The following is a 12,382-nucleotide window of genomic DNA, read 5'->3' as shown; positions in this document are numbered from 1 at the left end:
GGGCCGGATGTTAACGCAGCGTCTCGTCCCCGGTCAGCGCCGCCCGCGCGGCCATGGCCCGGCGTACCGGCGCAAAGCTTTGCCGGTGTGCGATGCAGGGGCCGAGCCGCTCGAGCGCCGCCCGATGTGCTGCGGTGGGATACCCCTTGTGTTGCGCGAATCCGTAGCCCGGGTGGGTCTGATCGAGCGCCACCATGAGCTGATCGCGGGCCACCTTGGCGAGAATCGATGCCGCGCTGATGGCCGGTTCCGTGGCATCGCCGCCGACAATCGCGCGCGCCGGCATAGCCAGCGACGGACAACGGTTGCCATCCACCAGCACCAGCTCTGGCTGCGGCGCCAGCCGGGCCACCGCCTGCTGCATGCCCCGCATGGTGGCCTCGAGAATGTTGAAATGATCGATGTCCGCGGGCGACACCACGGCCAGCCCCCAGGCCACGGCGCGGGCGCGAATTTCCCCGGCCAGCCGGCGGCGGGCGGTTTCGCTCAGGGTCTTGGAGTCCGCCAGGCCGCTGAACTCGCCCTCCGGCAGGATCACGGCGGCCGCCACCACCGGCCCGGCCAGCGGACCGCGGCCGGCTTCATCTACGCCGGCTGTGCGTGCCACGGCGGCGATTCGATGATTTCGGCCACGGCCCGGGCGGCACCCTGGCTGGCGCCGCGGCGCAGCTGCTCGTGCAGACTCTCGAACGCCTCGATCTGCTCAGTACGCGCGTCCTCCGAGGTGAGCAGGCGGTACAGCCAGGGCCCGAGCACCTCCGGCCGTGCCTCGTTCTGCAGCACTTCGGGCACCAGCATCCGGTCGGCGAGCAGATTGGGCATGCTCACCCAGGGCACCTTGATCAGATCCAGGGTCTTGGCGATGTGGTAGCTGATCGGCGACACCGCGTAGGCCACCACCATCGGGGTCTTGGCCAGCAGCGCTTCGAGGGTGGCCGTACCCGAGGCGGTCAGCACCACGCTGGCGGCTCGCATTACCTCCCGCGCCCGGCCGTCGATCAGCGTGATGGCCAGTTCCGGCGCCAGGTCCCGGCACTGGGTTTCAAGCTTCTCGCGCAGCGACGGCTTGGCCACCGGAATCACGAATCGAATCCCGGGCAGGCGTGCATGCAGCCAGCGTGCGGTGGCCAGAAAGCGCGGCCCGAGACGATCGACTTCCGCATTGCGGCTGCCCGGCAGAAGGCCCACCCAGGTGGCATCCAACGCCAGCCCCAGGGCACGCCGGGCGCTATCCGCATCAGGATGCAGAGGCAGTTCATCGGCCAGCGGATGGCCGACGAAGCGAACCGGCACGTGATGCCGCCGGAAGAAGGCTTCCTCGAACGGGAAGATCGACAGCATCATGTCGGCGGCCTCGCGCAGGTGATAGACCCGCCGTTCCCGCCAGGCCCAGGCTGTGGGGCAGACATAGTGGACGGTCGGGATGCCCGCCAGCCGGAGCCGGCGCTCGAGGCCGGTGTTGAACGAGGGTGCATCGATGCCGATGAACACATCCGGCCGCCAGGCCGTGATGCGCTCGATCAGATGGCGGCGCAGGCGGATCAGCCGGGGGATCTCCCGCAGCACTTCGCCAAGGCCGAACAGGGACAGATCATCGATACTAGCCAGCGCCTCGCAACCGGCGTCGGCCATGGCCGGACCGGGCACCCCGAGAAACCGGGCGTCGGGATAACGGGCCTTGAGTGCCTCGAGGAGGCCGCCCCCGAGCGTATCACCCGAAAGCTCGCCCGCCACGACAGCGATCCGCGGGCCGGCATCGTGCATGGCTGCTACCGGATAATGCCGCGTTTGGAGCGGTTCAGTGACGCCAGGAAGATATCCGCCGCGGGATTGGCCTCGGCCAGCGGCGCGAGCGTTTCGCGGGCGGTGTCGAACAGCAGCTTGGCACGATAGACCGTGCGATAAGCCTGCTTGACCGACCGCACGTCTTCCTCGGTGTAGCCACGCCGCCGCATGCCCACGGAATTGATGCCATGGGGCTGGGCGGTGTAGCCGGAGCAGCGCACGAAGGCGGGTACGTCGCGGGTCACTCCGGTGCTGTAGCCGAGATAGGCCAGCGTGCCCACCTGGGTGAACTGGTGGACCATCGCGAAGCCGGCAAGAATGCAGTGGTCGGCCAGGTTCACGTGGCCCGCGAGACTGGCACCATTGGCCATGGTGATCCCGTCGCCCAGCACGCAGTCATGGGCGATGTGGACGTAGGCCATCAGCAGATTGTGATTGCCGATGCGGGTGACGCCTTCGTCGAAGAGCGTGCCCCGGTGGATACTGCAGAACTCGCGAATGGTGTTGCCGTCGCCGATGTCGACGCGGGTGGGCTCGCCCTTGTAGCCGCGGTGCTGGGGCTCCTCGCCTACCGAGCAGAACTGGAAGATCCGGTTGTCGCGGCCGATGCGGGTGTGGCCGCTGATCACCACATGCGGGCCGATGCGCGTTCCGGCTCCGATCTCGACGTCCGGCCCGATCACGCTGAACGCGCCGACCTCCACGTCGTCTGCCAGCTGCGCCCCCGGATCGACCCTGGCGCTGGGGTCAATCACCGGCATCGCTGTCTCCGTTGGGGCGCGCGGGCGTGGCCATCAGGTCCGCCGCGCATGCCAGCTTGTCTTCCACCCAGGCTTCGCCGCGGAATTTCCACAGCCGGCGCTTGGCCGAGATGATCTGCACTTCCAGCCGCAGTTGATCCCCGGGCATGACCTGGCGCTTGAATCGCGCTTTGTCGATGCCGGCGAAGTACACCAGCGTGCCCTCGTCGCGAGTATTGGCGGTGCGCATTCCCAGCAACAGCCCGGCCTGGGCCAGGGCTTCCAGGATCAGTACCCCCGGCATCACCGGCTGGTCGGGGAAATGCCCCGGGAAGAAGGGTTCATTCATCGAGACGTTCTTCAGCGCCGTGATGCGCTCGCCCGGAATACACTCCAGCACCCGATCAACCAGAAGAAAGGGAAACCGGTGCGGTATCTGCCGCAGAATCCCGATGATGTCGTCGCGGTGGTTCAAGCCCTGTCTCCCTTGTCGTTATCCGGTTTTTCCAGCGCCCGCAGGCGCTGTTCCAGGCGGTCCAGCTTGCGGATCAATGCCAGCCGCCGACGCCAGTCCCCGGCCGGCATCGCCTTGAGCGTGGAGGAATAAACCCCCGGCTCCGTGATGTCCGACGGCACCTGCGTGGCGCCGGTCAGTATCACGTCATCAACGATGCGCAGATGATCGCCGATACCCACACCGCCCCCAATCATACAGCGGGCGCCAATCTGCGTGCTCCCGGCAACGCCTGTGCAGCCGGCGATCACCGTCAGGGCGCCGATGCGGCAGTTGTGCGCAATGTGCACCTGGTCGTCCAGTTTGACGCCCCGCTCGAGCAGCGTATCGCCGATGGTGCCTCGATCGATGGTGCAGCCTGCACCGACTTCCACGTCATCCTCAAGGCGCACGCCGCCCAGCTGGGGAATCTCTACCCAGCCATCCCGGTCACGAGCCAGCCCGAATCCGCGGCCGCCGATCACCGCTCCGGCCTCGACCCTCACGCGGGCACCCAGGCGCACGTCCCGGCCCAGCACGGCATTGGCGCCGATGCGGCAATCCGGCCCGACCTTGCAGCCCGCTTCCAGAACGCAACCGGGCGAAAGCACGGTACCCGTGGCAACGCTGACACCCGCCTCGATCACGACGCGCGGGCCGACGGCAGCCCCCTCATCTACCTGCGCGGCAGGGTCGATGATCGCGGACGGATGCACGCCGGCGGCTGGCGGTGGCGGCAAAAACAGCGCCGCAACCCGGGCATAAGCCAGCTGCGGATTGTCGGCGATCAGCGCCGGCGCCGGGCAGCGGTCAGCCATATCGGGCGCCAGGATCACCGCCCCCGCGACCGTTTGTGCCAGAAAACCGTCCTGCTTGGGATCGGCGAGAAAACTCAGCCGCCCCGGCATACCCGGCTGCAGCGAACAGACACCCTCGATCAAGCCCGCCCCGTCACCCTGCAGGGTCAGCCCGAAACGATCGGCGATGTCGCGGAGTGAAAACGCCACCGGCGTGGCTTTTTCCCTTACCGGGATTTGAGGCGCTCGAGCACCTGTCCGGTAATGTCCACCTGCTCCGTGGCGAACAGCACGCCATCGCCGAGGATAAGGTCGTAATTGCCGGATTCGGCGAATTCCTGGATCACCGCGCGCACGTCCTCGCGCAGGCCTTCCATCGCCTTCTGTTCGGCGCGCTGGACGTCTTCGTTGAACTCCGACTGGGCCAGCTGCAGGCGGCGCTGCTGGTCGCGGATGCTCTGCTCCAGTTGATCGCGGGCTTCCGCGCTCATCACCGAGCCGTCACGCTGCAGGCGCTGCACGTCCTCGCGCAGCTTTTCCTGGCGGGACTGGAGATCATCCCGGCGGCTGGTAAATTCCTCTTCCATCTCGGCGCGGGCGCGCTGGGCCTGCGGGGACTGGCTGACCAGCTGCGGCAGATTGACCACCGCGATCTTGAGCGACTCCTGCGCATGGGCTACGCCACCGGCCAGCAGCATCGCCGCCGCGAATGCCGTCAGAAATTTTGTTCCTCTCACGATTTAACCTCTCAATGGTTTGATTGCGTCCGGTCCCCGGGTGCCCTTGCCTGCCAACCGCTGCGGCAGCCTGCTAGAGCCCGACGCCGAACGAGAACTGAAACCGGTCCACACGGTCATTCGGCCGCTCGTCCACGTACACGGCATAGCTTACCCGGAGCAGCCCGAAGAATGGCGTAAACCAGTAGAACGCCGCCCCCGCGGAACTGCGCAGGTCGTCATATTCGAACTCGTCGGCGCCGCTGAAAACGTTGCCGACGTCATAGAACAGGCTGAGCCGGGTGGACTTGTTATCGCTTTCCAGGAACGTCGGAATCACCAGTTCGTTCTGCATGGTGGTCAGGAACTGGCCGCCGAAGGGATTGTTGAAACTGTCCCGCGGGCCGAGGAACCCGTCCTGGTAACCGCGCACGGAACGCGCGCCGCCGGCAAAGTAGTTGTCATACGGCGGCACGTCGCGGCCTTCGCCCCAGACGCCGGTATCGGCCACCCGCAGATTGGTCTCGAATACGAAGTCATCCGACAGCCAATCGCTCCAGGTGCCGACGGGAAAGAACTGTTCGTGCGTGAAGCTGGCGTTGTAATACTCGACATCCGAACCCGGCAGCTTGAAGTCGAAGTTCACCGAGGTATTCGCGCCACGAGTGGCGAAGAACGAGCGGTTGCGGGTGTCCCGGTTCCAGCCGGTACGCAGCTCATAGGTGAAGAATTCCCGGCCGTTCTGGCGGATGAACTGACGCAGTTCCGCCGAGGTCAGGAACGTCGGCTGACCGCCCAGGGTGATGGGATCAACGCGGGTGGAAATCTCGTTGGTCTCGACCCCGAAACCGAATCGGAAACTGGAATACTCGGAAATCGGGATGCCGAAGGTCATCGCCGCGCCGATGGAATTCAGGTCAAACCCGGAACCGAAGCGGATGATCTCCTCGGTGTCGCGATAGAACGCCGAGAGGGTGCGGGAGATGCCGTCTTCGGTGTAGTACGGGTCGGTCCAGCTGCCGGACAGGGTGCGCGCGAAGCTGTTGGTTTCTGCCTGCAGACGCAGGCGGTTACCGGTGCCACGGAAGTTGCTGTGGCTGACGCTGCCGTTGATCAGGAAGCCCTGGGCATCCGAGAAACCGACACCGAACTGCAGCGTGCCGGCGGGCCGCTCGGAAACACTGAAATCGACGTCGACCAGATCTTCGGAGCCCGGCACCGGTTCGGTTTCGACGGTGGCCTGCTCGATGAACTGCAGCCGCGCCAGGCGCACCCGCGAGCGTTCCACCGCACGCCGGGCAAAGGTGGCGCCCTCGAACTGGCGCATCTCGCGGCGCAGGGTCTCGTCGTTGGTCTTCTGGTTGCCGGAAAACTGGATTCGGCGCACATAGGCGCGTTTGCCGGGCTCCACGAAGAAGGTCACCTCGACGGTCTTTTCCTCGTCATCCGGACGCGTGAGCGGATCCACTTCGGAGAAGGCGTAGCCGAAATCGGCCAGCCCGGAACTGATGCGATTGGAGGTGTCGGTCACCAGCTGGCGCGAGAAGGTCTGCCCCTCGCGGGCGCTGACCAGGGCGCGCAGATTGGACTCCGGGACGATCAGATCACCGGCGAACTCGATGTTGCTGATGGTGTAGGCATCGCCCTCGTCGACGTTGATGGTGAGGAAGATGTCGCGCTTGTCCGGCGACAGCGATACCTGGATGGAGGTGACGTTGAACCGCAGATAGCCCTGATCCTGATAGAACGAGTTCAGGGTTTCCATGTCCCCGAGCAGCTTCTCGCGGGAGTAATTGGCACGACTGCGCCAGAAGGTCAGCGGGTGGGCGTAGAAGGGCTTGACCGATTCCAGCGAGATGACGTCGAGCAGTTCCTCGTCGGTGAAGTCCTCGTTGCCGACGATATTGATATCCGCAATCTTGGCGACCTGCCCTTCCTCGACGTTGATCGCGATGTCCACGCGATTGCCGTCGAGCTCGGTCACCTCGGTGTCCACGCTGACCGCATAGAAGCCGTTGGCGTAGTACTGACGCTGCAGTTCCAGCCGCAGCTGATCCAGCAGGGCCCGCTTGTAGAGCTCGCCCTCTGCCATGCCCTGCTGGCGCAGGCTTTCCTTGAGCTCGTCCCCGCCGATCTGCTTGTTGCCCTCGATGGTGAACGAGGCGATTTCCGGCCGTTCACGGACGTCGACCACCAGCGTGTTGCCGTCGCGACCGAGGGAGACATCCTCGAACAGGCCGGTGTCGTAGAGCGCGCGGATCGCCTGGGCGCTGCGGGCCTGGTCCACGCGGTCTCCCACCGACAACGGCAGGTAGGTCAGCACGGTGCCGGACTCGAGCCGCTGCACACCCTCGACGCGGATGTCCTCGGCGGTGAAGGCCGTGAATGCCCAGGCTCCCTGCCCCGCGAACAGCATCAGCCCAGCGAGCAGGACAAGACGACGGCTGGCGGCCGCAATCACGAGGGAAACCGGATGCTGTGACGGCAAACAGAAGCCAGCAGGCAGCGCATGAAGATGCTCCCGAAGATCAAAGGCTCACGTAGTGCCCGGCCGTCAGCCGAGCAGTCGCATGATGTCGTTGTAGAAGGCCAGACTCATCAGCATGAGAAGCGCCAGCATCCCGGCCTGCTGGCCGATGATCTGGGCGTGCTCGGAGAGCGGCCGACCGCGAATAATTTCAACGGCATAATACATAAGATGTCCGCCGTCTAACACAGGCACCGGCAGCAGGTTCAGCACCGCCAGACTGACGCTGACCAGAGCCAGGAACCCCAGGAACGCCTCCAGCCCGATGGTGGCCGTCTTACCCGCGTAGTCGGCAATCTGGATCGGACCGCTGATGTTCTTCCAGGAAACGTCGCCGATCACCATGCGCCAGAGCAGGCGCACCGTCAGTGCGGTGATCGACCAGGTCTCGGCCGCTGCGGCCGGGATGGCGGACAGCGGGTCCAGACGGGTGACGGTACGCAATGCCTCCCACTGGCTGGCATCGACGGATATCTGTGCGCCCAGGCGGCCCACCGGGCCGTCCTCGCCCTCGGTCCGGGCCAGGGTGACCGGCAGGGTCATCGGCTGGCCGTTACGTTCGATCTTCAAGTCAATCGTTTCGCCGGGTCGCGCCTGCACCCAGTCGACCAGCGCCTGCGGACCGTCAAGCGATTCGCCCCCCGCCGCCAGCACCCGGTCGCCGGCCTGCATGCCGGCCGCGGCCGCGGCGCTGCCATCCAGCACGTCGGCGATTATCGGCACGCCGCCCGGCTGAAACGGCTGTATCCCCAGTTCGGTGAACAGTGTCTCCGGTTCCGCGGACATACCACTCAGATCCAGCGCCACGCGGCGCTGGCCGCCATCGGCGGCATTCACCGTCAGCGACACCGCGTCGCCGTCAAGCGTACGTTGCAGCAATGTCAGTCGCAGTTCCTGCCAGGTCGGCGTGTCCTTGCCATCAACCGCCACCACCTGGTCACGCTGCTCGAGACCTGCCGCGGCGGCGCGGGTCTCGGCCGGCACGTCGCCGATCACGGGCTTGATACCGCCCACGCCCAGCATGAACACTACCCAGTAAGCCAGGATGGCAAAAAGAAAATTGATACCGGGTCCCGCTGCAACAATGGCAATGCGGCTGGCCACCGGCTGACGATTGAAGGCGCGATGGACCTGATCGGCGGGTACCTCGCCCTCGCGCTCGTCGAGCATTTTCACGTAGCCGCCGAGCGGCACCGCGGAAAGCCAGTATTCGGTACCGTCGCGGCCGGTCCGGCCCAGCAGACGAGGGCCGAAGCCCACCGAATAGCGCAGCACCTGAACGCCCAGCCGCCGGGCAACCCAGAAATGCCCGAATTCGTGTACCGCCACCAGCACGCCGATCGCGACGATGAACGCCGGTACCGACATCAGCCATTCAGGCATGACAATCCCCTGGTTGAAGGCAATCCATGAACGGGCGTTGGACCGCAGCGGTGCCGTTTCGATCCCGATTCAAGCGAATAATCACAGCGGCAGCCATTGCAGTCCAAGCACGAACAGCGGCGCCGCTGCCAGCAAACTGTCGATGCGATCCAGCACCCCGCCGTGTCCCGGAAACAGATTGCCGCTGTCCTTCACCCCGGCGTGGCGCTTGAACATGCTCTGGGTCAGATCCCCGACGATGGAAATCGCCCCGGTGAGAACCGCCAGCAGAATGAACGCCAGGGCCGCCCCGCCGGCAAGATCCAGCCACCACGCGGCCAGGGCCCCGGCGAGCGCGGTCAATGCCAGACCGCCGATGGCGCCCTCCATCGTCTTGCCCGGGCTGACGTTGGGCGCCAGCTTGTGCCGACCCAGCGCCCGGCCGGCAAAGTAGGCGCCGGTGTCGGCGGCCCAGATCAGCACCAGCAGAAGCAGAAGCAGCGTGGGGCCGCCCCGGTGGGCATGCAGGTCGACCAGGGCGACGAAACAGGCGCTGAGCACAAGCAGGCCGCTGGCCAGCGTCAGAGCCGGGCGTCCGAGACTGGCATCCCAGCCACGAGGAAAGGCCGGAATCCATCGGACGGCCGCGGCCCACCAGACCAGCGCGGCCCCGAGCCAGGTCAGAACCAGACCCGGGTGCACCAGTCCGTACCAGCCGCCGAGCATCAACAATGCCGCAACGCCCGCACCGACCACGCGCGGGCCGGTCTCGTGAATGCCGCCCAGGCGACTCCATTCCCAGGCACCCAGCGTCAGCAACGCGCCGACAATCAGCGCAACACCCGTGGTGGGCAGCCAGAGGATGGCGGCAATGACCAGCGGCAATGCCACCAGTGCGGTCAGGATGCGGGTTTTCAGCATTGCCGTGCCTCGTCTACGGCACCGAAGCGCCGCTCGCGGCCAGCGAACCAATGCACCGCCTCGGCCAGGGCGGCCCCATCGAAATCCGGCCACAGGGTATCGGCGAAGTAGAGTTCGGTATAGGCCAGATCCCACAGCAGAAAATTGCTGATTCGCCGTTCGCCGCCGGTGCGGATGAACAGGTCCGGTCCGCCATGGTCCGCGAGACTGGTGGCGCCGCCCAGGGCGGCTTCGTCAATGGCGTCGGGCGCCTGCTCGCCATCGACACAGGCCCGCGCCAGTTTCCGCGCCGCGCGGACCAGGTCCCAGCGCCCGCCGAAATCCACCGCGATCAGAAGATTCAGCCGATCATTGGCCTCGGTGAGACGTTCGGCCCGGCGCATGTCCGCCTGCAATGCGGGCGAGAGCCGTTCACGGGCGCCGATGAAGCGCAGCCGGACGCCACGGGCGCGCAGTTCATGGATCTCGCGGCGGATCGTCCGCTTGAACAGCGCCATCAGCAGGGACACTTCGGCGCCCGGTCGGCGCCAGTTCTCGCTGGAAAAGGCGAACAGCGTCAGGGTGCGGATACCCAGATCGGGGGCCGCCCGGACCACCGCGCGAGTGGCTTCCGCGCCGGCCTTGTGGCCGTGGGCCCGGGGATAGCCGCGAGCACAGGCCCAGCGGCCATTGCCGTCCATGATGATGGCGACGTGGCGTGGCCCGCCAGATTCCACCGGCATGGCAGCAACCGCCCCGCTCAGACCGTCATCACTTCCTGCTCTTTGTTATCGAGCAGCGAATCGATCCGGCCAACGTGCTCGTCGGTCAGGGTCTGGATGCGGTTCTCCGCCCCGCGGGCCTCATCCTCGGTGATGTCCTTGTCGTTGACCAGTTCCTTGAAGTCCTGGTTGGCATCCCGTCGGATGTTGCGTACGGCGACCCGCGTATCCTCGGCTTCCTGGCGCAGGATCTTGACCAGGTCGCGGCGACGCTCCTCGGTCAGCGGCGGCAGCATCACCCGGATGACCTGCCCGCTGGTCGAAGGATTCAGGCCCAGATCCGAGGTCATGATCGCCTTCTCCACCACCGGCACCATGGACTTCTCCCAGGGGCTGACGGTAATGGTGCGTGCGTCCTCGACGCTCACGCTGGCGGCCTGATGAATCGGCACCTTGGCGCCGTAATAGTCCACCTCGACGTGATCCAGCAGGTTGGCGCTGGCGCGACCGGTGCGGATCTTGCTGAAGTTGTCCTGGAGCACGCCGATGGACTTGTCCATCCGCTGCTGTGCATCCTTGAGAATCTCGTCGATCATGGCGGCTAGGCCTCCGTGGAACCGGGGCGGTTGTCGACCAGCGTACCGACCGTGGTGTCACCACGCACGATGCGGCCGAGGTCGCCGGCCCGATGAATGTCGAATACCCGTAGCGGCAGACCATTGTCCCGGCAGAGCACGATGGCGGTGGTATCCATTACCGCCAGGCGGCCGTCGATGACTTCGTCGTAACTGAGGTGCTCGTGGCGGGTGGCGCTGGCGTCCTTGTTGGGATCGGCGCTGTAGATGCCGTCCACCTTGGTGGCCTTGAGCAACAGGTCGGCGCCGATCTCGATCGCCCTCAGGCTGGCTGCCGAGTCGGTGGTGAAGAAGGGATTGCCCGTGCCGGCAGCGAAGATCACCACCCGGCCCTTGTCCAGATGCCGGATCGCCCGGCGGCGGATGTAGTCCTCGCACACCTGGTTCACGCGGATCGCCGACATCACCCGGGCCGTCATGCCGGCACGTTCCACCGCGTCCTGCAGGGCCAGGGCGTTGATCACGGTGGCCAGCATGCCCATCTGGTCCCCGGTTACCCGGTCCATGCCGGCCCCGGCCAGGCCGGCGCCGCGGAAGATATTGCCGCCGCCGACCACCACCGCGATCTGCACGCCAAGGGCTATCTGGTCGCCGATTTCACCGGCCAGACGGTGAATCACCGCCGGACTGATGCCGTAGTCGGATTCGCCCATCAGGGCTTCGCCACTGAGTTTGAGCAGAATGCGACGGTGGACCGGCTTGTCGGACATGCAGTCCTCTTATTGCTTGACCAGAATCACGCAGCCATGCGGCGGCACCGGCGGGCGCGCCCGCCAATGGCGGGCAACATCCCGGTTTTTCAGGCCGAGCCCTGGGCCTGGGCCCGCACCTCGGCGGCAAAGTCTTCTTCGACCTTCTCGATCCCCTCGCCCACTTCGAATCGGGCGTAGGCCAGCAGGGTGGCACCGGCGGCTTTCAGCAGCTTTTCCACCGTCTGGTCGGGATCCTTGACGAAGGGCTGGCCCAGCAGGGTGATCTCGGCGAAGTACTTGCGAAGGCGACCCTCGACCATCTTCTCGATGATGTCGTCCGGCTTGCCGCTGTCCTGCGCCTGCTCGATCAGGAAGGCCTTTTCGCGCTGACGTACATCCGCCGGCACGTGCTCGGGCGAGGCGTATTCCGGATTGGTGGCGGCCACATGCATGGCCACATCCCGTGCCAGCGCCTCGTCGCCACCTTCCAGCGCCACCAGACAGCCGATCCGGCTGCCATGCAGATAGGCGCCGATCACCCCGTTGTCCGCCGTGATGGCGTGCACCCGGCGTACGGAGATGTTCTCGCCCAGCTTGGCCACCAGGGCCCGCCGCCGGGCGTCGACGGTCTCGCCGTCCACATCCAGCTCGGACAGCGCGTCGGCCTGTTCGACCCCGGCCGCCAGCGCCGCGCCGGCCACCTGCTCGGCGAAGGCCACGAAATCGGCGTTGCTGGCCACGAAATCGGTTTCCGAGTTCACTTCCAGCAACAGCGCGCGGCTGCCATCATCGCTGACCGCGGTGACCACACGGCCTTCCGCGGCCACGCGACCGGCCTTCTTGTCGGCCTTGGCCAGGCCATCACGGCGCATGTTTTCCGCCGCGGCGTCAATATCGCCATCCGCGGCCTGCAATGCCTTCTTGCATTCCATCATGCCCGCGCCGGTACGCTCCCGCAGGGCCTTGACCTGAGATGCACTGATCGTCATGGATATTCCTTTCGATTCTGGATG

Annotated in this window: 13 protein-coding genes; all 13 read right to left on the bottom strand. The window is 66.0% G+C overall.

The features are described from left to right. Positions 1-10 precede the first annotated feature (10 nt). The 13 genes from rnhB to tsf all read right to left on the bottom strand — a co-directional run bounded on the left by rnhB (position 11) and on the right by tsf (position 12,358). Positions 11-616, bottom strand: a complete 606-nt coding sequence (gene rnhB / locus RM531_RS02510; RefSeq protein ID WP_349255381.1) for a ribonuclease HII — start codon at positions 614-616, stop codon at positions 11-13. Continuing rightward, positions 586-1,764: a lipid-A-disaccharide synthase gene (lpxB, locus tag RM531_RS02505; RefSeq protein ID WP_311657050.1), complete on the bottom strand. Its 1,179-nt coding sequence runs from the start codon at positions 1,762-1,764 to the stop codon at positions 586-588. Before lpxB ends, rnhB begins: the two co-directional genes overlap by 31 nt. Before the next feature lie 5 nt (positions 1,765-1,769). Continuing rightward, positions 1,770-2,546 carry an acyl-ACP--UDP-N-acetylglucosamine O-acyltransferase gene (lpxA, locus tag RM531_RS02500; RefSeq protein WP_311657048.1) on the bottom strand — a complete coding sequence of 259 codons (777 nt, stop codon included), beginning with the start codon at positions 2,544-2,546 and terminating at the stop codon, positions 1,770-1,772. Further along, a complete protein-coding gene (gene fabZ, locus RM531_RS02495) occupies positions 2,533-3,000 on the bottom strand; it encodes a 3-hydroxyacyl-ACP dehydratase FabZ (RefSeq protein ID WP_311657047.1) in 468 nt (155 codons plus the stop codon). Before fabZ ends, lpxA begins: the two co-directional genes overlap by 14 nt. After that, complete coding sequence (gene lpxD / locus RM531_RS02490; RefSeq protein WP_311657045.1) at positions 2,997-4,025, bottom strand: UDP-3-O-(3-hydroxymyristoyl)glucosamine N-acyltransferase; 1,029 nt, start codon at positions 4,023-4,025, stop codon at positions 2,997-2,999. The genes fabZ and lpxD overlap by 4 nt, the downstream gene beginning before the upstream one ends. Before the next feature lie 17 nt (positions 4,026-4,042). Beyond that, positions 4,043-4,552 (bottom strand): OmpH/Skp family outer membrane protein, encoded by a 510-nt coding sequence (locus tag RM531_RS02485; protein ID WP_311657042.1) that lies wholly within the window; start codon positions 4,550-4,552, stop codon positions 4,043-4,045. Between the two features lie 73 nt (positions 4,553-4,625). Further along, complete coding sequence (gene bamA, locus RM531_RS02480; protein ID WP_311657040.1) at positions 4,626-6,992, bottom strand: outer membrane protein assembly factor BamA; 2,367 nt, start codon at positions 6,990-6,992, stop codon at positions 4,626-4,628. Between the two features lie 93 nt (positions 6,993-7,085). Next, positions 7,086-8,441: an RIP metalloprotease RseP gene (rseP, locus tag RM531_RS02475; protein ID WP_311657039.1), complete on the bottom strand. Its 1,356-nt coding sequence runs from the start codon at positions 8,439-8,441 to the stop codon at positions 7,086-7,088. Positions 8,442-8,522: 81 nt separating this feature from the next. Continuing rightward, entirely contained in the window at positions 8,523-9,341 is an 819-nt protein-coding gene (locus tag RM531_RS02470) for a phosphatidate cytidylyltransferase (protein WP_311657037.1), read from the bottom strand. Next, positions 9,335-10,063 (bottom strand): polyprenyl diphosphate synthase, encoded by a 729-nt coding sequence (gene uppS, locus RM531_RS02465; RefSeq protein WP_311657035.1) that lies wholly within the window; start codon positions 10,061-10,063, stop codon positions 9,335-9,337. Before uppS ends, RM531_RS02470 begins: the two co-directional genes overlap by 7 nt. A 17-nt stretch (positions 10,064-10,080) precedes the next feature. Next, positions 10,081-10,638: a ribosome recycling factor gene (gene frr / locus RM531_RS02460; RefSeq protein WP_311657033.1), complete on the bottom strand. Its 558-nt coding sequence runs from the start codon at positions 10,636-10,638 to the stop codon at positions 10,081-10,083. 5 nt (positions 10,639-10,643) lie between these two features. Next, a complete protein-coding gene (pyrH, locus tag RM531_RS02455; RefSeq protein ID WP_311657031.1) occupies positions 10,644-11,387 on the bottom strand; it encodes a UMP kinase in 744 nt (247 codons plus the stop codon). Between the two features lie 89 nt (positions 11,388-11,476). Next, entirely contained in the window at positions 11,477-12,358 is an 882-nt protein-coding gene (tsf, locus tag RM531_RS02450) for a translation elongation factor Ts (protein ID WP_311657029.1), read from the bottom strand. Positions 12,359-12,382 lie beyond the last annotated feature (24 nt).

This window comes from Spectribacter acetivorans (assembly GCF_031846305.1).
GTDB classification, from domain to species: Bacteria; Pseudomonadota; Gammaproteobacteria; order Nevskiales; family Salinisphaeraceae; genus Spectribacter; species Spectribacter acetivorans.
The sequence above is the reverse complement of the archived record's forward strand: the minus strand, read 5'-3'. Positions and strand labels throughout refer to the sequence as shown.